Origin of the sequence: Streptomyces sp. NPDC088817, from assembly GCF_044750345.1 — a bacterium.
GTDB lineage: Bacteria > Actinomycetota > Actinomycetes > Streptomycetales > Streptomycetaceae > Streptomyces.
Genome location: NZ_JBIVJN010000003.1, coordinates 209484 through 228288 on the forward strand (window position 1 = coordinate 209484; position 18805 = coordinate 228288).

At 71.4% G+C, this 18805-nt stretch carries 18 protein-coding genes and 1 riboswitch; of the genes, 7 read left to right on the plus strand and 11 right to left on the minus strand.

Annotated elements, in window-relative coordinates:
* The first annotated feature begins 137 nt into the window (after positions 1-137).
* From ACIP4X_RS07115 to ACIP4X_RS07140, 6 genes are all read left to right on the plus strand, one after another.
* Complete coding sequence (locus ACIP4X_RS07115; RefSeq protein ID WP_358729122.1) at positions 138-902, plus strand: GntR family transcriptional regulator; 765 nt, start codon at positions 138-140, stop codon at positions 900-902.
* A gap of 139 nt (positions 903-1041) precedes the next feature.
* Positions 1042-1359, plus strand: a complete 318-nt coding sequence (locus ACIP4X_RS07120; RefSeq protein ID WP_391456770.1) for a DUF3311 domain-containing protein — start codon at positions 1042-1044, stop codon at positions 1357-1359.
* Positions 1356-2966, plus strand: a complete 1611-nt coding sequence (mctP, locus tag ACIP4X_RS07125) for a monocarboxylate uptake permease MctP (protein WP_391456768.1) — start codon at positions 1356-1358, stop codon at positions 2964-2966. Before ACIP4X_RS07120 ends, mctP begins: the two co-directional genes overlap by 4 nt.
* Positions 2967-3062: 96 nt before the next feature.
* Entirely contained in the window at positions 3063-3569 is a 507-nt protein-coding gene (locus ACIP4X_RS07130) for a GNAT family N-acetyltransferase (RefSeq protein WP_358729117.1), read from the plus strand.
* Between the two features lie 45 nt (positions 3570-3614).
* A riboswitch (cobalamin riboswitch) is annotated at positions 3615-3769 on the plus strand.
* A gap of 122 nt (positions 3770-3891) precedes the next feature.
* Positions 3892-6252, plus strand: a complete 2361-nt coding sequence (locus ACIP4X_RS07135; RefSeq protein WP_358729115.1) for a ribonucleoside-diphosphate reductase subunit alpha — start codon at positions 3892-3894, stop codon at positions 6250-6252.
* Complete coding sequence (locus ACIP4X_RS07140) at positions 6252-7265, plus strand: ribonucleotide-diphosphate reductase subunit beta (RefSeq protein ID WP_358729113.1); 1014 nt, start codon at positions 6252-6254, stop codon at positions 7263-7265. The genes ACIP4X_RS07135 and ACIP4X_RS07140 overlap by 1 nt, the downstream gene beginning before the upstream one ends.
* On the opposite strand, the gene ACIP4X_RS07145 is transcribed toward ACIP4X_RS07140, so the two are convergent.
* The gene (locus ACIP4X_RS07145) at positions 7178-7432 is read right to left on the minus strand and encodes a hypothetical protein (protein ID WP_391456764.1); all 255 of its coding nucleotides are present in this window, start codon (positions 7430-7432) and stop codon (positions 7178-7180) included. The genes ACIP4X_RS07140 and ACIP4X_RS07145 overlap by 88 nt on opposite strands.
* Before the next feature lie 93 nt (positions 7433-7525).
* On the opposite strand from ACIP4X_RS07145, the gene ACIP4X_RS07150 reads away from it, so the two are divergent.
* Positions 7526-8491, plus strand: coding sequence for a helix-turn-helix domain-containing protein (locus ACIP4X_RS07150; RefSeq protein ID WP_358729109.1), 966 nt, complete (start codon positions 7526-7528; stop codon positions 8489-8491).
* 21 nt (positions 8492-8512) lie between these two features.
* Here ACIP4X_RS07150 and ACIP4X_RS07155 read toward each other — a convergent pair whose 3' ends face one another.
* From ACIP4X_RS07155 to ACIP4X_RS07200, 10 genes are all read right to left on the minus strand, one after another.
* Complete coding sequence (locus tag ACIP4X_RS07155; RefSeq protein WP_401347076.1) at positions 8513-9886, minus strand: cytochrome P450; 1374 nt, start codon at positions 9884-9886, stop codon at positions 8513-8515.
* Positions 9883-10968: an epi-isozizaene synthase gene (gene cyc1, locus ACIP4X_RS07160; protein WP_358729105.1), complete on the minus strand. Its 1086-nt coding sequence runs from the start codon at positions 10966-10968 to the stop codon at positions 9883-9885. Before cyc1 ends, ACIP4X_RS07155 begins: the two co-directional genes overlap by 4 nt.
* Positions 10969-11269: 301 nt before the next feature.
* On the minus strand, positions 11270-11920 hold the full coding sequence (gene def / locus ACIP4X_RS07165) for a peptide deformylase (protein WP_391456757.1): 651 nt from the start codon (positions 11918-11920) through the stop codon (positions 11270-11272).
* Between the two features lie 161 nt (positions 11921-12081).
* Positions 12082-13062 (minus strand): hypothetical protein, encoded by a 981-nt coding sequence (locus tag ACIP4X_RS07170; protein ID WP_358729102.1) that lies wholly within the window; start codon positions 13060-13062, stop codon positions 12082-12084.
* 129 nt (positions 13063-13191) lie between these two features.
* Positions 13192-14433, minus strand: a complete 1242-nt coding sequence (locus tag ACIP4X_RS07175) for an HD domain-containing protein (protein ID WP_391456755.1) — start codon at positions 14431-14433, stop codon at positions 13192-13194.
* A complete protein-coding gene (locus tag ACIP4X_RS07180; RefSeq protein ID WP_401347082.1) occupies positions 14430-15872 on the minus strand; it encodes an HD-GYP domain-containing protein in 1443 nt (480 codons plus the stop codon). Before ACIP4X_RS07180 ends, ACIP4X_RS07175 begins: the two co-directional genes overlap by 4 nt.
* A gap of 137 nt (positions 15873-16009) precedes the next feature.
* Complete coding sequence (gene rsrA / locus ACIP4X_RS07185; protein ID WP_358729097.1) at positions 16010-16321, minus strand: mycothiol system anti-sigma-R factor; 312 nt, start codon at positions 16319-16321, stop codon at positions 16010-16012.
* Positions 16318-17013 carry an RNA polymerase sigma factor SigR gene (gene sigR, locus ACIP4X_RS07190; protein ID WP_358729096.1) on the minus strand — a complete coding sequence of 232 codons (696 nt, stop codon included), beginning with the start codon at positions 17011-17013 and terminating at the stop codon, positions 16318-16320. The genes rsrA and sigR overlap by 4 nt, the downstream gene beginning before the upstream one ends.
* A 255-nt stretch (positions 17014-17268) precedes the next feature.
* On the minus strand, positions 17269-17913 hold the full coding sequence (locus tag ACIP4X_RS07195; RefSeq protein WP_401347086.1) for an alpha/beta family hydrolase: 645 nt from the start codon (positions 17911-17913) through the stop codon (positions 17269-17271).
* Between the two features lie 28 nt (positions 17914-17941).
* Positions 17942-18757: an SOS response-associated peptidase gene (locus tag ACIP4X_RS07200; RefSeq protein ID WP_401347089.1), complete on the minus strand. Its 816-nt coding sequence runs from the start codon at positions 18755-18757 to the stop codon at positions 17942-17944.
* Positions 18758-18805 lie beyond the last annotated feature (48 nt).

Consider the following 18805-nt stretch of genomic DNA (forward strand, 5'->3'; position numbering starts at 1 on the left):
ATCCGGAGTCACGACGGTATACAGAGGAGATCACGGAGCGTACGGGTGACCACCCGGCACGCGAAGCCGTGCCACGATGTGAGCCGGGGGCCGACGGGACGTCGCCCGCTTCGGCACAGGAGCCGGGAAGGCAGAGCATGAGCACCGACGTCAGCAGTGCGGAGAACGAGGGTGGGGCGACCGTCCGTACCGCGCGCGTGCCCAAGTACTACCGCCTGAAGAAGCACCTGCTCGACATCACCCAGACGCTGCCGCCGGGCACCCCGGTCCCGCCGGAGCGGACCCTGGCCGCCGAGTTCGACACCTCGCGGACCACGGTGCGGCAGGCGCTTCAGGAGCTCGTCGTCGAGGGCCGGCTGGAGCGCATCCAGGGCAAGGGCACCTTCGTCGCCAAGCCGAAGGTCTCCCAGGCGCTGCAACTGACCTCCTACACCGAGGACATGCGCGCCCAGGGCCTGGAGCCGACCTCGCAGCTGCTGGACGTCGGCTACGTCACCGCCGACGACCGCCTGGCCGAACTGCTCGACATCACCGCCGGGGGGCGGGTGCTGCGCATCGAGCGGCTGCGCATGGCCAACGGCGAACCCATGGCCATCGAGACCACCCACCTGTCGGCCAAGCGCTTCCCGGCGCTGCGGCGCAGCCTGGTGAAGTACACCTCCCTGTACACGGCGCTCGCCGAGGTCTACGACGTCCACCTCGCCGAGGCCGAGGAGACCATCGAGACCTCGCTCGCCACTCCGCGCGAGGCGGGCCTGCTCGGCACCGACGTGGGCCTGCCGATGCTGCTGCTCTCCCGGCACTCCCTGGACCGGGCGGGCCGTCCGGTGGAGTGGGTGCGGTCGGTGTACCGCGGGGACCGCTACAAGTTCGTGGCCCGCCTCAAGCGCCCGCAGGAGTAAAGGCCTTGTGACGGAGTAAGAATCTCGTGGCGGTCCGCGGCGTCATGCGCACGAGGGATTCCGCACCTGTGTCACCGTGATCTACATTGCGTGCGCACCGCACGCACGCTCGGTGATCAGCCAGGGGACGGAGTCGCCCATGTCGAATGCCCCGCAAGCCACCAGAGCGGTGGTGACCCCCTTACGGGTCGCCATCGCCCTCTGCCTCGCCGCCCCCTTCGTGGCGCTGCTGTGGGTGGGGTCGTACGCGAGGAAGGACCCGGCCCTCGCCGGGGTCCCGTTCTTCTACTGGTACCAGATGCTCTGGGTACTCGTCTCCGCGGTCCTGACGATGACCGCGTACCGGCTGTGGCAGCGTGACCGGCGCACCGCCGGGGCCTCCCCGGTCTCCGGGACCTCCCGGGCCGCCGGGACGTCCTCCGCCGCGACGGCCGAGGACGGGGGTGCGGCCAAGTGAAGGACGGGGTCAACGGCGTCGCGCTCGGCGTCTGCGTCTTCTTCTTCCTGCTCGTCACCGTCATGGGCTTCCTGGCCGCGCGCTGGCGCCGGGCCGAGAACGAGCACAGCCTGGACGAATGGGGCCTGGGCGGCCGGTCGTTCGGCACCTGGGTGACCTGGTTCCTGCTCGGCGGCGACCTGTACACCGCCTACACCTTCGTGGCCGTGCCGGCCGCCGTCTACGCGACCGGGGCGGCCGGCTTCTTCGCGGTGCCGTACACGATCCTGGTGTACCCGCTGATCTTCACGTTCCTGCCGCGGCTGTGGTCGGTGTCCCACCGGCACGGATACGTGACCACCTCCGACTTCGTCCGCGGCCGGTTCGGCTCCAAGAGCCTGTCGCTGGCCGTGGCGCTCACCGGCATCCTCGCGACCATGCCGTACATCGCGCTCCAACTGGTCGGCATCCAGGCCGTCCTGGACGTGATGGGCGTCGGCGGCGGCGACAGCACCCACTGGTTCGTGAAGGACCTGCCGCTGCTGATCGCCTTCGGCGTGCTGGCGGCATACACCTACTCGTCGGGACTGCGCGCGCCCGCGCTGATCGCGTTCGTGAAGGACACCCTGATCTACATCGTGATCGCGGTGGCCGTCATCTACATCCCGATCAAACTGGGCGGCTTCGGCGAGGTGTTCGCCAAGGCGGACCAGAAGTTCACCGAGGCGGGTTCGGGCGGTCTGGTGCCGGCGGCGGCCGGCCAGTGGACGTACGCCACGCTGGCCCTGGGCTCCGCGCTCGCGCTGTTCATGTACCCGCACTCGATCACCGCGACGCTGTCCTCGCGCAGCCGCGAGGTGATCCGCCGCAACACCACGATCCTGCCGCTGTACTCTCTGATGCTGGGCCTCCTCGCCCTGCTGGGCTTCATGGCGATCGCGGCGGGCGTGCAGGTGAAGAACGGCCAGCTGGCCATCCCGCAGCTCTTCGAGAACATGTTCCCGGACTGGTTCGCGGGCGTGGCGTTCGCGGCGATCGCCATCGGCGCGCTGGTGCCGGCGGCCATCATGTCGATCGCCGCCGCGAACCTGTTCACCCGCAACATCTACAAGGACTTCATCCGCCCGCAGGCGACACCGCGGGAGGAGACCCGGGTCTCCAAGATCGTGTCGCTCCTGGTGAAGGTGGGCGCGCTGGCCTTCGTCCTGACCATGGACAAGACGGTCGCCATCAACTTCCAGCTGCTCGGCGGCATCTGGATCCTGCAGACCTTCCCGGCCCTGGTCGGCGGGCTGTTCACCCGCTGGTTCCACCGCTGGGCGCTGCTGGCGGGCTGGGCAGTCGGCATGGTCTACGGCACGGTCGCCGCCTACGGGGTCGCCTCGCCCACGCAGAAGCACTTCGGCGGGTCGGCGAAGGAGATCCCGGGCCTCGGTGAGATCGGCTACATCGGGCTGACGGCGTTCGTGCTCAACGCGGCCGTCACGGTGGTCCTGACGTTCGTGCTGCAGGCGGTCAACGCGCCCCAGGGCGTGGACGAGACCCGTCCGGAGGACTACACGGCGGACGCCGGCGACCCGGGCGTCGAGGCGGAGCTCCCGCCGGCCACGGCGGCGGCCCCGCACTAGTGCCGCAACAGGCAGGGACACTCGCACGGAGCGTTCCAGGGGCCGTCGGAGAATTCCGGCGGCCCGCTGCCGTGCCCGTGCGGCACACTCGGGCGCATGGACTTCGTGATCCGGCCGGTCGAACCCGGCGAGTACGGCACCCTGGGTGAGATCACCGCCCGGGCCTACCTCCAGGACGGGCTCCTGGACTTCGGTGAGAGCGACGGGTATCTCGGCGAGCTGCGGGACGTGGCCAAGCGGGCGGCCGCCGCCGAGGTGCTGGTCGCGGTGGCGGACGGACAGGTGCTCGGCGGAGTGACCTTCGTCCCGGGCGCCGGCCCCATGGCCGACCTCGCCGGCCCCGGGGAGACCGAGATACGGATGCTCGCGGTCGCGCACGCGGCCCGCGGCAGGGGCGTCGGCGAGGCCCTCGTACGGGCCTGTACGGACCGGGCACGGGCCGTGGAGGGCTGTGTCCGCGTGGTGCTGTCCACCCAGAGCTCCATGCACACCGCCCACCGCATCTACGAGCGCCTCGGCTTCGTTCGCACACCGGGCCGGGACTGGAACCCGCTCCCCGAGCTGGACGACATCATGCTGCTCACCTACGAGTTGACATTCTGACACGCTCCGGAGTCGACGCGGCACAACATATGGGGGTGCCTGACTCGCTCAGCACAAGATGTATGCTCGTGCTCAATGTCGCCGCAGGGGAATCCGGTGCGAATCCGGAACTGTCCCGCAACGGTGTACTCGTGCACGTATGCCCCCAAGGCCCGTCACGAGCGTCAGTCCGAGGACCTGCCGACAGTGCGCCCGGCCGTCCGGTCCGGGTGCCCTGACGTCCGGGCTTCGCGGAATGGGCCGGTGGACGCGGCGCCGTGTGCGTTCGTGTGCCGCCCCCTGCCCTCGGCGAGGCCCCGTGCCGAGCGAGGGAGAGCTCCACGTGACCATCGCGCCAGCCGACCCGGTTTCAGTCGTAGCCACGGAAACCGACGGTCCAGGTGCCGTACTGCTGCGGACCCTGACCGAGCTGACCGCCGACCTCCCCGACGCCGACCCCGGCCGGGTCGCCGCCGCCGCGCTGCGCGGCCGGTCGGCGCGGGCCGACGAGGCCGAGTTGCGCGAGCTGGCCACGGAGGCGGCCGCCGGGCTCATCTCCGAGGACCCCGCCTACTCCCGGCTGGCGGCCAGGCTGCTGACCCTCGCCATCCGCGCCGAGGCCGCCTCCCAGGGCGTCGCCTCCTTCACCGACTCCGTCGTCGTGGGCCACCGCGAAGGCCTCGTCGCCGACCGGACCGCGGAGTTCGTGCGCGTCCACGCCGACCGCCTGGACGCGATGATCGACCGGGCCGCCGACGACCGCTTCGGCTACTTCGGCCTGCGCACCCTGCACAGCCGGTACCTGCTGCGGCACCCGATCACCCGCAAGGTGATCGAGACGCCCCAGCACTTCATGCTGCGGGTCGCGGCCGGTCTCGCGCAGGACGACACCGCGCGGTCCGTCGACGAGGTCGAGGCGCTCTACGGGCTGATGAGCCGCCTCGACTACCTGCCCTCCTCCCCCACCCTGTTCAACTCGGGCACGCGCCACCCGCAGATGTCGTCCTGCTACCTGCTCGACTCCCCCAAGGACGAGCTGGACTCCATCTACGAGCGCTACCTCCAGGTCGCCCGTCTGTCCAAGCACGCCGGCGGCATCGGCATCGCCTACTCCCGCATCCGCTCCCGCGGTTCGCTGATCCGCGGCACCAACGGGCACTCCAACGGCATCGTGCCGTTCCTGAAGACCCTGGACGCCTCGGTGGCCGCCGTGAACCAGGGCGGCCGGCGCAAGGGCGCCGCCGCGGTCTACCTGGAGACCTGGCACTCTGACATCGAGGAGTTCCTGGAGCTGCGCGACAACACCGGTGAGGACGCCCGCCGGACGCACAACCTCAACCTCGCGCACTGGATCCCGGACGAGTTCATGCGCCGGGTGAACGCCGACGGTCAGTGGTCGCTGTTCTCCCCCGCGGACGTGCCCGAGCTCACCGACCTGTGGGGTGAGGAGTTCGACGCCGCGTACCGGGCCGCGGAGGCGCGGGGCCTGGCGCGCAAGACCATGCCGGCCCGCGACCTGTACGGCCGCATGATGCGCACCCTCGCGCAGACCGGCAACGGCTGGATGACCTTCAAGGACGCCGCCAACCGCACCGCGAACCAGACCGCGGAGCCGGGCCACGTGGTCCACTCCTCGAACCTCTGCACGGAGATCCTGGAGGTCACCGACGACGGCGAGACGGCGGTGTGCAACCTGGGGTCGGTCAACCTCGGCGCGTTCGTGGCCGGCGGCGACATCGACTGGGAGCGGCTGGACGAGACCGTCCGCACCGCGGTCACCTTCCTCGACCGCGTGGTCGACATCAACTTCTACCCGACCGAGCAGGCGGGCCGCTCCAACGCCCGCTGGCGGCCGGTGGGCCTGGGCGCCATGGGCCTGCAGGACGTGTTCTTCAAGCTGCGCCTGCCCTTCGACTCCCCGGAGGCGAAGGCCCTGTCCACCCGTATCGCCGAGCGGATCATGCTCGCCGCGTACGAGGCGTCCGCCGACCTCGCCGAGCGCAGCGGCCCGCTGCCCGCGTGGGAGAAGACCCGTACGGCCCGGGGCGTGCTGCACCCCGACCACTACGACGTCGAGCTGACCTGGCCGGAGCGCTGGGCGGCCCTGCGCGAGCGGATCGCCGCCGTCGGCATGCGCAACTCGCTGCTGCTCGCGATCGCCCCGACCGCCACCATCGCCTCGATCGCGGGCGTGTACGAGTGCATCGAGCCGCAGGTCTCCAACCTCTTCAAGCGTGAGACGCTCTCCGGGGAGTTCCTCCAGGTCAACTCGTACCTGGTGGACGATCTGAAGGCGCTCGGCGTCTGGGACGCCCGCACCCGTGAGGCGCTGCGCGAGGCCAACGGCTCGGTGCAGGACTTCGCCTGGATCCCCGAGGACGTGCGCGGGCTGTACCGCACGGCGTGGGAGATCCCGCAGCGCGGCCTGATCGACATGGCCGCCGCCCGCACCGCGTTCCTGGACCAGTCCCAGTCCCTGAACCTGTTCCTGGAGACGCCGACCATCGGCAAGCTCTCCTCGATGTACGCCTACGCCTGGAAGCAGGGTCTGAAGACGACGTACTACCTGCGGTCCCGTCCGGCGACCCGGATCGCGCGCGCCGCCCGGGCCCAGGCCACCGTCCCCGTCCAGCAGGCGGCGCCGGACGCCGACGCGGTCGCCTGCTCCCTTGAGAACCCCGAGTCCTGCGAGGCCTGCCAGTAATGACCAGCGAGACCAAGAACCTGCTCGACCCCGGCTTCGAGCTGACGCTCCGTCCGATGCGCTACCCGGACTTCTACGAGCGCTACCGGGACGCCATCAAGAACACCTGGACCGTGGAGGAGGTCGACCTCCACTCGGACGTCGCCGACCTCGCCAAGCTGAGCCCGTCCGAGCAGCACCTGATCGGACGGCTGGTGGCCTTCTTCGCCACCGGTGACTCGATCGTGGCGAACAACCTGGTGCTGACGCTGTACAAGCACATCAACTCCCCCGAGGCGCGGCTGTACCTGTCCCGCCAGCTCTTCGAGGAGGCCGTGCACGTCCAGTTCTATCTGACGCTGCTGGACACCTACCTCCCCGACCCGGAGGACCGTACCGCCGCGTTCGCCGCGGTGGAGAACATCCCCTCCATCCGGGAGAAGGCCGAGTTCTGCTTCAAGTGGATGGACTCGGTGGAGAAGCTGGACCGGCTGGAGACGAAGGCGGACCGCCGGCGCTTCCTGCTCAACCTCATCTGCTTCGCCGCCTGCATCGAGGGCCTGTTCTTCTACGGCGCCTTCGCCTACGTCTACTGGTTCCGCAGCCGCGGCCTGCTGCACGGCCTGGCCACCGGCACCAACTGGGTGTTCCGGGACGAGACGATGCACATGTCCTTCGCCTTCGACGTGGTGGACACCGTGCGCAAGGAGGAGCCGGACCTCTTCGACGAGAACCTCCAGCAGCAGGTCACCGACATGCTGCGGGAGGCCGTCGAGGCCGAGCTCCAGTTCGCGCGCGACCTGTGCGGTGACGGCCTCCCGGGGATGAACACCGAGTCGATGAGGCAGTACCTGGAGTGCGTGGCCGACCAGCGCCTGACGCGCCTCGGCTTCGCTCCGGTGTACGGCTCCGAGAACCCCTTCTCCTTCATGGAGCTCCAGGGCGTTCAGGAACTGACCAACTTCTTCGAGCGGCGCCCGTCGGCGTACCAGGTGGCGGTGGAGGGAACCGTCGACCTGGACGAGGACTTCTGAGCCTCGTCGCGGTTCCCCCCGGCCTCCCGGTCCTCCTGGGCCTGACGGATCCGGCGGTCGGCACGTCGGTCGTGGACGATGCCGATCACCGACGGCAGGACCATGAGGACCAGGAGGCCCAGGACGAAGAGCATCGAGATCAGGCCTTGCAGCTGTGTCGTGGTCATGGACACCACTGTGGCGCCGAGCGCTCCTCACCGTGAGTGGCAGGACTGCCGTACACCTTCAAAATCCTGCCACCACGGGGGCACACTGGAGCCATGCTGAAGAACGTGGCCACCGTGCTGCTGGACGGAGTGCACCCCTTCGAGCTCGGCGTGGTCTGCGAGGTCTTCGGACTCGACCGCAGCGACGAGGGGCTGCCGGTGTACGACTTCGCGGTCGTCTCCGCGGAGGGCCCGGAGCTGCGCACCCATGTCCCCGGCCTCACCGTCCACACCCCGCACGGCCTGGACCGGCTGGAGGAGGCCGACCTGATCACGGTGCCGGCCGCCGACGCCGTCACCTCGCGCGGCTACCCGCCCGAGCTGCTCGACGCGCTGCGCCGTGCGGTGGACCGGGGCGCCCGGGTGCTCAGCGTCTGCTCGGGCGTCTTCGTGCTGGGCGCCGCCGGCCTGCTGGACGGGCGGCGCTGCGCGGCGCACTGGAGGCACGCGGACGCGCTGGCCCGGCGCTTCCCGCGGGCGCTGGTCGAGCCGGACGTGCTGTACGTGGACGCGGACCCGGTGATCACCTCGGCCGGCACCGCCTCCGGCATCGACGCCTGTCTGCACATCGTGCGCAAGGAACAGGGCCCGGAGGTGGCCAACCGGATCGCCCGGCGGATGGTGGTGCCCCCGCACCGCGACGGCGGGCAGGCCCAGTACGTCGAGCGGCCGCTGCCGAAGTCCTCCTGCGACACGGTCGGCGAGGTGCTGGTGTGGATGGAGGAGCACCTGGACCAGGAGGTCACCGTCGAGCAGCTCGCCGCCCGCGCCCATATGTCGCCGCGGACCTTCGCCCGCCGCTTCCAGCAGGAGACGGGCACCACTCCCTACCGCTGGCTCCTGCGCCAACGCGTGCTGCTGGCACAGCGGTTGCTGGAGGCGACGGACGAGACCATGGACACGATCGCGGACCGTACGGGGTTCGGGACCGCGGCGGCGCTGCGGCACCAGTTCGTCCGCGCGCTGGACACCACCCCGAACGCCTACCGGCGCGCGTTCCGGGGCCCGCAGGCCGCCTGAACGCGCGCCGCGCCGCTCAGGTCACCTGAGCACCGGCCGCACCAGCATCCTCTGCGGGCGCAGGGTGATGCCGACCCGTGGCGTGCCGTCCGAGCCGGGCACCTCCTCGAAGCGGAACCGCGTCGCCACCGCGGCGGTGAACAGGATCAGAAGTGCCATCGAGAAATGGTCACTCGGGCACTTGCGATTGCCCACGCCGAACGGGCTCATGGCATATTTCGGCACGTCCTTGGCGCGTTCGGGAAGCCAGCGATCGGGGTCGAACTCCAGATTGTCCGGATACGAGCGCCGGTCGCGCTGAACCGCGTACGGGCTGTAGATGATGTCCGCACCGGCCGGAATGCGATAGCCGCCGAGTTCGGTTTCGGCCACCGCCCGCCGCGTCAATACCCATACGGCCGGACGCAAACGCATCGTCTCGACGATGACATTGTTGGTGTGCGTGAGCCTGCGGACGTCGTCGAATCCGACGGGACGGCCGCCGGTCACGGATTCGACCTCCGCGCGGATCCGGTCGCCGTGTTCCGGATGTATCGCGAGCACCCGGAGCAGCCACATGATCGTGGCGCCCACCGTTTCGCTGCCCGGGGTGAGTATCGCGACCACCTGGTCGTGGATCTCCTGTTCCCCGATCGGCTCGCCATTGTCGTCCTTCGCCGTCAGCAATGCCGTCAGCAAATCGTCCGGATTCCGGCCGGATGCCCGGCGCTCGGCGATGATCTCGTCGACGAGGAGATGCAGATCGGCGAGTGCGCGGTTGAATTCGCGGTTGGCCGGCAGCGGCAGCCGGTACAGCGGCCCGAGCGGTACCACCATCCGCTGGTACATGCCGCGGAAGACGGTGGCGAGCGCCTCGCACAGCCGGTCGGCGCACTCGTCCATGTACTCGCCGCGCAGCAGGCAGCGGGCCGCGATGCGCACGGCGATCCGGAAGGCCTCCGAGGCGCAGTCGATGGTCTCCCCCGGCTGCCAGCGCTCGGTCAGCGCGTGCGCCTCCTCCTCCATGACCGGCCCGTAGGCGGGAATGGCGTCGAGCCGGAAGGCGGGCTGGATGGTGCGGCGCTGGCGCCGGTGCAGCGGCCCGTTGGCGGTGGCCACCCCCTCCTTCCCGACCAGGCCCTCCAGGGACTCCCACAGCGGGCCGGAGATGATGTAGTCGGGGCTGAGGGCGAGCGCCCCGGTGAGGGCGGGCGTGGTGACGGCGTACACCGTCTTCGGGCCGAGCCTGATCCGGACGACGTCTCCGTGGTCGCGGAGCTCGGACATGAAGGCCAGCGGATCGCGGACCAGCCTCAGACCGTGGCCGAGAAGCGGCACCCCGCCCCCGGCCACCGGTGGCTCGTGCGGTCCCTGAGCGTCGTGCCGGGATTCCGACTGCACTGATTCGGCGGTCATTTCCCACCTGCCCCTTCGTTTTCGACGTACGGGGGTGTGGCCGGGTCCTCCCAGTCGTCGACCATGTAACGGCCGGATTCGTGGTGGAACCAGTAGACGGAACTGAACCAGTTCCGCATATTGCCGACGCAGGCCCGTACGGCGGCGCTCAGTTCCTTTCCGTGCACCGTGTCGTCCGCGAGGCCGTCGGCGAAACGTAATCCTGCCTGTTCCGCGACCAGGAATCCGGACACGCATTCCTCGATGCGCCCGCGCATGTCCGCGATCGCCTCCTCGAGACTCAGCCCCTCGTGTTTGACGAGGCTGATTCCGAGATTGTGCACCTCGTCGCCCGCCAATTCCTTGGGCAGGGAGCACAGATCGTTGTACCAGGCCGCGAATTCCTGACTGAGCAGTGCCGGACGCCGGTATGCGGGATTCTTCCTGACGGTGTCCGGGAGTTCACAGCCGGCGCTCGGCTCCAGCAGGTCGGTCCAGATCCAGTGCGCGAAGGTGAACCGGCGCAGCGCGAGATATTCCTCGACCGTGGGCACGACGTCCCCGGTGCGGTTGCGGAACTCCCGGTCGTACGCGTCGACGACGGCGTGGAAGTGCCGCGCGAAGCGGGCGTTCCACCGGGCCGACGTGAACGAGTAGAACCGCAGCACGCTGTCCGCGAACCCCGCGACCAGGGTGTCCTGGTGGTGCAGGTGGTCCCGGGGGGAGTCCAGGGCCGTGTGCAGCGCACGGCACAGCCGCTCCCAGGCGGCGGGCCGGCCGTGGACGACGTCGCGGTCCTGGCGGTCGTCCCAGAGGAAGAACCACGCGCTGAAGTCCGCTATGGCCTGGAGCACCTCGTCGGGGGCGCCGATGTAGTAGCCCGCCATGAGGTCGGTGTAGCAGAGGCTGTCGGCGTGTTCCTCGACCTTGTCCGCCGACATGAGCCGCTTTTCCAGCAGCCAGCCGCGTGTCCTCTCCTGGAGACGGGGCCAATACCCGTGCAACTGCCGGGGGAACTCGGCCTCGATCACCGGAAGTGCGAACGATGGTGGGACTGGGACCGCTGTCGTCGTCGGTGTGGTGCTGTATGGGAAAGCTGGCACGGACAAACCCCTCTCAGCCGCCGGTGGCGTACACCCCTTCCGTCGTGCCGGGCGCACGCCGTCGCGTATCCCCGCACCCCCATTCAGCACCACAACTGACCGTTCTGGGAATGGATTTGCTCCCTTGATCACCCCCGGATGCCGAGAATCTCCCCTTGTGTGACTGATTACGAATCAGTAGAAGCGCACAAAGGATCGAATGGCGGCGGACACAAGTACGGCGCCCGACCGGACGTTCCGGTCGGGCGCCGTGCGCGCGGGTTCCTCGCTCCCCAACGGGCGGCAGGGGAACCGTCGTTGCTCAGTCGTTGGCGACCACGGGGTAGCGCGGCTCGTTCTCGGCCATCTGCCGCAGCGCGTCCTTGCGCTCGCGCTTGGAGAGCCGGTCGATGTAGAGGTAGCCGTAGAGGTGGTCCGTCTCGTGCTGGAGGCATCGCGCGAAGTAGCCGGTGCCCCGCACCTTGACCGGGTTGCCCTGCTCGTCCTGGCCGGTGACCTCGGCGTAGTCGGGGCGGGCGAGCGGCGCGTAGGCGGTGGGCACGGACAGGCAGCCCTCGTTGCTGTCGTCCAGCCGCCGCCGCTCGGCGGGCAGCTCGACCAGTCGGGGGTTGCAGACGACCCCCACGTGCCGGACGCCCTCGTCGTCCGGGCAGTCGTAGACGAAGACCTTCCGGTCCACGCCGATCTGGTTGGCGGCCAGGCCCACGCCCTCGGCGGTGTGCTGGCTGGCGAACATGTCGGCGACGAGCTGCTGGAGTTCCTCGCCGAAGTCCGTGACGTCCCTGCACTCCTTGTGCAGCACGGGGTTGCCCACGACCGTGATGGGCCGGGAGGTGCCGCGCTCACGCCAGGCCGCCTCGCGCTCCTCGCAGTCCTCCGAGTCGACGACGTACCCCTCGTCGTCGACGGGGAGCACGCCCGCGTGCTGCTGATCGGTGTCCTGCTGCGCCATGACCGACGTACGCCTTCCTGACAAGAACGGGGAGTGAATCTGCTACAGGGTAAGGGGCCCGTGCCGCCGACCGGACCCGCGCGTGTCCGATATGCGGCTCCGCCGGGAGGACCGGCCGGCCACGGCGGGCCCGCTCCCGCGCCCGCGGCGGACCGGCGTCCTCAACAGACCTCTTCCAGGTCCCGCCAGTCCCGCGAGTCCGGGCTGTCGGCCACCCACCCGTCCAGCAGCCCGCGCACCAGGGAGGCCGGAGCGGCCACTCCGCACTCGCGCTCCGGCACCCACAGCTGCCCGTCGGTGCGGTGCCCGAGCGGTCCGGGGTGCCCCGGCTCGCTGTGGTCGTGCGGGTCGAGGTGCACGCCGTCGCCCTCGTCGGACGGCATCCGCGACTCCGAGCACATCCGGCACAGCAGCCGCACGGACGACGACCAGTCCTCGGCGGCGAAGCCGGCGTCGGCGGCGAGCTGCTCCAGCGCGTCCCGGTCGGCCTCGGTCGCGGCCTCGAGGAGGACCACCCAGGTGGGCACCGGGGAGGGCGCCCACAGCTCGATCTCGTCGAACACGGGGTACGTGTGGCCGGCCGCGGTGGTCCGTTCCCCGTGGGGCACGCCGTCGTGCAGCACGACCTCGCCCCAGCGGCGCCCCGAGGAGGGCAGCGGAATGGACAGCACCTCGATCCGGGCCGGGTCAAGACGTCTGCCCCAGACCACCTCGGCCTCGCCCTCCGGCGAAAGCCGCACGGCGGCGCTGCCCAGCTCCATGCCCACCGGCTCCCCGGCCGCGGCCGCGCCTCCGGGCACCTTCAGCCCGTACGCCTGCCATGCCCGCCGGGCCAGCGGCCAGTCCTGGAGGGCGGTGGCGGCGATGCCGACGTTCCACCAGTCGGGCGCCCCGCTCTCCTTCTCCAGCAGGGCCACGGCCCGCAGGCCCGCCGCCCTCGCCTGCTCCCAGTCGTGCCGGAACTTGTGCAGCAGGGCGAGGTTGAACCAGGACTCGGCCAGCCAGGGCTCCAGATCGGCGGCGCGCGTCAGCAGCGCGCCCGCGTCCTCGTACCGGCCGTCGCCGATCAGCGTGAACGCCCGGTCGGTGGCCTGCCGCCAGGAGGCGGAGGGCCGGTGCCGTCCCTTGCCGAAGATCCTCACGATTCCCGCCTGCCAGTTCCGTCGAGTGGGCCGGCTTCTGCCCCCGGACACCCTCTCATTCGCATCCAACCACGTACGACTGGAGGGACGCTCATTACCCATGGGTTACCCGAGGGCCTCTCGTTCGGATCATGCCGGGCTCGCGGGCAGCGTCAAGCTGTCCCGCGACAGCACCCGGCCCAGCGACTCCACCACCTCGGGGGCGTACGCGCCGGCTCCCGCCAGCCGCAGTGCCTCCAGGGCCTGGAGCGGACCGCCGGGCCCGGCGTCGCGCGCCTTCTCCTCGTAGGCGTTGACGGCCCGCACGATCCGTGCGGACAGCGGCTGCTCCCGGCAGGGGTCGGCCTGCCGCTCCACCACCACCGCGACCCGGGCGTCGACCCCGGTCTGCCGCACCACGGCCCCGCCGAGCAGCGCGATACGCCGCTGCTCCTCGGCGGGCAGTCCCGCGGTGGCACCGTCGGGCACCGGATCGACCAGGCTGAGCTGCCCGATGTCGTGCATCAGGGCCGCGTGCTCCAGGACGGTCAGCTCCGGTCCGGCCAGGCCCAGGTCCCTGCCCACGGCCCGGCTGAGCGCGGCCACCCGCCGGGCGTGCCCGGCCGGGGTGTACCCGGCGACCTCGGTGGCCCGGGCCAGGGAGGCGATGGTCTGCCGGTAGGTCCTGCGCACGGCCGCGTACCGTCGGAGGGAGAGCTGGGTGAGCAGCAGCGGCAGCGAGAACACGGGCAGCGCCCACAGCCCGGCCACGGCGACGGCGAGGGCCATCACCGCGCCGGTCGCGCACACCGCCGAGCCGATCCCGCGCAGCCCCCGCAGCTCCTCCCGCAGCAGCGGCCCGAACGGCCAGCGGGTGCGGCCATGCGCCTGCGCGGCGGCGAGCACGGCGCCGCACAGCGCGGTGAGCACCAGGAGCGCGAGCAGCAGCAGCGCGTACGCCGGACCGACCCAGTCCCGGAACACCCCTTTTCCGTAGAGGGGTTGGAAGCAGACGGCGGCGAAGGCGACGGTGAGGATCCGCCGCACCAGATGGTCGAGCGTCGGCCCGCGCCCGCGCGCGATGTGCGGCACCCCGCCCAGGAGGCAGGCGGCGAGCACCACGGCGACGACCTGGCAGGCGCCGTGGTGACCGGGCCGGCCGGCGTCCGCGCCCAGCAGCGCGTACGACAGCGCCCCGGCGGCGCCGAGCGGGGCGGCCTCCCGGGACTCGGACCCGGTCCACCGGGTCAGCTCGCCGACGAGGACCAGCGCCCCGAAGGCGAGGGCGGCCCCGCGGTCCTCCAGGCCGGTCCACAGGGTGACGGCGAGGGACAGCAGGGCGGCCAGGGCCGCCGAGCCGCGGATGAGGAGCAGCAGGAGGGGCCCGCTCATCGACGGGCTTCCGGCCGGCCGCCGGGGCCGCCGTCCTCGGTGGCGTACGGCACCGCCGGGCCGCCCGCCGCGCCGGATGCCGCGTCCGGGGGGACGGCGTGCGGGTCGTCCGCGCCGCCGGGAGCCGCCGACGCCGGGCCGGTGGCACCGGGGACGGCACGGAAGGGTGCCGGCGGGGCGACGGGCGTGCCGTCCTGCGCGGTGACCGCCGGGTGCCAGCCGTACCGGTCCAGGGCGCGGACCAGCGCCGTGACCATCCGCGGGTCGAACTGGGTTCCCGCGCAGCGCTCCAGCTCCGTCAGCGCGGCGGCCACCGGCCGGGCCCGCCGGTAGGACCGGGTGGAGGTCATCGCGTCGAAGGTGTCCGCGACGGCCACCACCCGTGCGCACTCCGGGATCTGATCGCCCGTCAGACCGTACGGGTAGCCGCCTCCGTCGAGCCGCTCGTGGTGGTGCAGGATCGCCGAGCGTGCCTCGCCGAGGAAGGAGATCCCGCGCACCATCTCGTGCCCGTACTCGGGGTGCAGCTCGATCACGCGCCGCTCCTCGGGGGTCAGCGGCCCGTCCTTGCGCAGCAGCCGGGTGGGCACGCCCAGCTTGCCCACGTCGTGCAGGATGCCGGCGAAGCGCAGCACCTCGACCCGCTCGTCGTCCATGCCCAGCTCGCGCGCGATCAGCATGGAGGCCTGCCCCACCCGCTCGCTGTGCCCGCGCGTGTAGCCGTCCTTGATGTCGACGGCCTGCACCAGCGCGCGGATGGTGGCCCGGTGCGCGGACCGCTCGCGGTGGTACTGGGCGTACACCCAGCCGGACACGCACATCGGCAGCAGTACGAGCAGCGCGGCGACGGGACCGTAGGGGCTGAGCCACAGCACGGCCATCATCAGCCCGGCGAGCCCGTGCACCGCGACGGGCGCCAGCGACCGGGCGAGCAGCCCCTGCCACGCCCGCCGGGCCGGCACGTGCTCGGCGAGCGCGAGGACCCCGCCGTCCAGCGCCGTCAGCACCAGGCAGAAGGCGAGCACGGCGGCGCCCGCGGGGAGGAGGACATCGGGGAAGACGCAGCCCGCGACCGCGTCCGGGCCGCCGAGCGCACCGTGGACCCGGGCGGCCGCCCACACCGCGAGCGCGAGCTGCGCGGCCCGCCAGATCCGGCGCAGCGCCTCGGGCCGCCGTCCGGCGCGGGTGAGCAGCACACCCGGAAGCGGGACGACCGCGGCGACGGACGGCGGCAGCAGGAAGGCGGCCGCGAGCAGTACGGGGTAGAAGGGCCCGGCGAGGCTGCGCCGGGCGAACTGCCTGCACCCGGTGTACACCGCGGTGAGCAGGGCGACCTCCCACCAGGAGACGCGCGTCAGCGGCAGCGGCAGCAGACAGGCCAGGGCGGCGAGGACGGCACAGGCGACATACGCACGAGCCCGCGGGGGAACCGCCTCCATGCCGCCCCTCCCCGGTCATGCCTGTCCACGGTGGGAGCGTAGGGCGCGCGGTGGGGAGCCCACGGGGCGAAGTCCCGAGGATTAGCACGTTCGGGTGAAGCGGGCGGGTCGCCGGGCGGGCGTCCGCGTGCGGTGGGTCAGGACTCCTGCGGAGTCACCGGCGCCGCCGTCACGTCGTGCTCGGGGACGGTCCGGCCGGAGCGGATGAGATCGATCCGCCCCATGACCTTGGCGCGCAGGTCGGCGGGCACGTCGTCATGTCCGCAGCACCGCTTGACCAGCTTCTTCACGGCCTGTTCCAGGCCGTACTTCTCGAGGCACGGCGAGCACTCCTCGAAGTGGTGCTCGAACTTGGTGCGATCGACGTCCGGCATCTCACTGTCGAGGAACTCGTAGAGGTGGTCGAGTACCTCACTGCAGTCCGTCTCGTGCGGGTCTCCGCAGCTCATGAGCCCGAGCCTTTCGCTTCGTTCGACTCCCCGGCGCCGGCCGGGACCAGTCCGCGCTCGCGGGCGTAGTCCTCGAGCATGCCGCGCAGTTGACGGCGGCCCCGGTGCAGCCGGGACATCACCGTCCCGATGGGTGTCCCCATGATGTCCGCGATCTCCTTGTACGCAAAGCCTTCTACGTCCGCAAGGTAGACGGCGATGCGGAATTCCTCGGGGATCGCCTGCAGCGCTTCCTTCACGTCCGAGTCGGGCAGGTGGTCGAGCGCCTGCGACTCGGCGGAGCGCAGTCCGGTCGACATGTGCGACTCGGCGCGGGCGAGCTGCCAGTCCTCGATCTCCTCGGCGGCGCTGCGCTGGGGCTCGCGCTGCTTCTTGCGGTACGAGTTGATGAAGGTGTTGGTGAGGATCCGGTACAGCCACGCCTTGAGGTTGGTGCCCTCGCGGAACTGGTGGAAGGACGCGTACGCCTTGGCGTAGGTCTCCTGCACCAGGTCCTCGGCGTCGGCCGGGTTGCGCGTCATGCGCAGCGCGGCCGAGTACATCTGGTCGAGGAACTCCAGCGCGTCCCGCTCGAAGCGCGCGCTGCGCGCGGTCGTCGACTCCACGGATCCGCCCACGCTCGTGCCACGGCCCTCGGGCTGCTCCGCCTGGCCGTCGTCGGTCCCTGCGTCGGTACCGGGAACCGGACCCACCTCCTCAAGCGATGTCGTGGCACCGAATGCGGTTCCACTCGAATCGGAGGATAGACGACGAGCCGTGCCTGCCGCCGCCCGAACAGAAGCGGTCCGTGCCGCGTGCAGCACCGTCCAGTCCAGGTCAGTGCGGCTGCTGCGGCTCGGGCAAACGGTCGAACCCATGCGGCGGACTCCCTCTCGTGTGACGTCGGCGCCGTGAGCGGCACTTCCGACCGGGTCAACAGCGGCGGTCCGCCGGGCATTCCCGGCGGGTCACCCGAGTGACGCGGTCCACTGGGCGACGGCGTCGGCGACGATCTCCAGCGCCCGGTCCTGGGTGAGGGACGCCCGCTTCGGGACGGCGAAGCCGTGATCGCCGTACGGCACCTCGACGAGCCGGTAGGGGCCGTCCGGGAACTCCGCGGGGCTGCCGAACGGGTCGTTGCCGCCCTGGACGACGAGCGTGGGCACCCCGGCGCCGAGCAGCTCGTCGGCGCGGGACTTCTCGGGCCTGCCCGGCGGGTGCAGCGGGAAGCTGAGGGCGAGGACGGCGTGCGCGCCGAGGCCGGCCGCCGTACGGCAGGCGACGCGCGCTCCGGCGCTGCGGCCGCCCGCGATCACCGGCAGTCCCGGCCGGGTGAGGGCGGGCCACAGCCCGCGCCAGCCGGTGTCCAGCGTCCTCGGCGCGGGCGCGACCTTCCTGCCGGCCACCCGCCAGGGCTGCTCGACCAGTGCGACGGTGACGCCGTGCCCGGGGAGGGTGTGCGCCAGGGTCTGGAGGTCGCGGGCCTCGACACCGCCGCCGGCTCCGTGGCTCACGGCGAGCACCAGGCGTGCCGCGGGGGCCCGGTGCCAGGTGACGCGAGCCGCGCCCGCCTCCGTCTCGACGGTCTCGCTCAGGTCACTCAGGTCGCTCATGTCCCTCACGTCGCTCGGGTCGCCCACGTCAGAAGAGTGTGCCCTCTTCGGGCGCCGGGAGCTCCTTGAGCAGCTCCGGTCCGTTGTTGCGGACGTTGCTGACGGCCGTGGACACCGGGTAGGCGCGCATCAGGCCGGGGGGCGGCGGGGTGAGCAGCGCGCGCAGGTCGTCCGGGTCGGTGCGGGCCGGGTCCAGCCAGGCGTCCCAGCGGTCCGGGGTGAGCATCAGCGGCATCCGGGGGTGGATCTCGGCCAGCGAGCCCGGGCCCTCGGCCGGGGCCACGGCCAGCGGGGTGCTCTCCGCCTCCGTGGTGATCACCGAGCAGGTCACCCACCAGGCCAGCGGATGGTCGTCGGGCAGGGTGCGGTCCCGCCAGAACTCGTAGAGCCCGGCCATCGCGAAGACCGAGCCGTCCGCCGGGGTCACGAAGTAGGGCTGCTTGCGCGGCCTTTTGCGCCGGCCCTCGACCTCCAGCTCCCGCTCCTGGGTGCCGGTGACCCACTCGTAGTAGCCGTCGGCGGGCACGACACAGCGCCGGGCGGCGAAGGCGCGGCGGTACGACGGCTTCTCGTGCACGGTCTCCGCGCGCGCGTTGATCATCCGGGCCGCGCCCTCGGGGGACTTCGCCCAGGACGGTACGAGCCCCCACCTCAGCTTCCGCAGCTGGCGAACCGGGCCGCGGTCGACGGCGTCCTTCAAGGGGCGGTCCAGGATCACGTGGACCTCCTTGGTCGGGGCCACGTTGTAATCGGGTTCCAGGGTCTCCTCCGGGTCCCACCTCTGGATCTCGAAGACTCCCGCGAGATCCCCGGGGCCGCGACTCGCCGCATACCGTCCGCACATACGTGCAACACTGCCAGACCGCGCACACGGACAGGGAGCCACTCGGAC

Coding starts and splice junctions, on each gene's coding strand:
- ACIP4X_RS07115 (WP_358729122.1), top strand. CDS start 138: ATGAGCACCGACGTCAGCAGTGCGGAGAACGAGGGTGGGGCGACCGTC.
- ACIP4X_RS07120 (WP_391456770.1), top strand. CDS start 1,042: ATGTCGAATGCCCCGCAAGCCACCAGAGCGGTGGTGACCCCCTTACGG.
- ACIP4X_RS07130 (WP_358729117.1), top strand. CDS start 3,063: ATGGACTTCGTGATCCGGCCGGTCGAACCCGGCGAGTACGGCACCCTG.
- ACIP4X_RS07140 (WP_358729113.1), top strand. CDS start 6,252: ATGACCAGCGAGACCAAGAACCTGCTCGACCCCGGCTTCGAGCTGACG.
- ACIP4X_RS07145 (WP_391456764.1), bottom strand. CDS start 7,432: ATGACCACGACACAGCTGCAAGGCCTGATCTCGATGCTCTTCGTCCTG.
- ACIP4X_RS07150 (WP_358729109.1), top strand. CDS start 7,526: ATGCTGAAGAACGTGGCCACCGTGCTGCTGGACGGAGTGCACCCCTTC.
- ACIP4X_RS07155 (WP_401347076.1), bottom strand. CDS start 9,886: ATGACCGCCGAATCAGTGCAGTCGGAATCCCGGCACGACGCTCAGGGA.
- def (WP_391456757.1), bottom strand. CDS start 11,920: ATGGCGCAGCAGGACACCGATCAGCAGCACGCGGGCGTGCTCCCCGTC.
- ACIP4X_RS07175 (WP_391456755.1), bottom strand. CDS start 14,433: ATGAGCGGGCCCCTCCTGCTGCTCCTCATCCGCGGCTCGGCGGCCCTG.
- ACIP4X_RS07180 (WP_401347082.1), bottom strand. CDS start 15,872: ATGGAGGCGGTTCCCCCGCGGGCTCGTGCGTATGTCGCCTGTGCCGTC.
- rsrA (WP_358729097.1), bottom strand. CDS start 16,321: ATGAGCTGCGGAGACCCGCACGAGACGGACTGCAGTGAGGTACTCGAC.
- ACIP4X_RS07195 (WP_401347086.1), bottom strand. CDS start 17,913: ATGAGCGACCTGAGTGACCTGAGCGAGACCGTCGAGACGGAGGCGGGC.
- ACIP4X_RS07200 (WP_401347089.1), bottom strand. CDS start 18,757: ATGTGCGGACGGTATGCGGCGAGTCGCGGCCCCGGGGATCTCGCGGGA.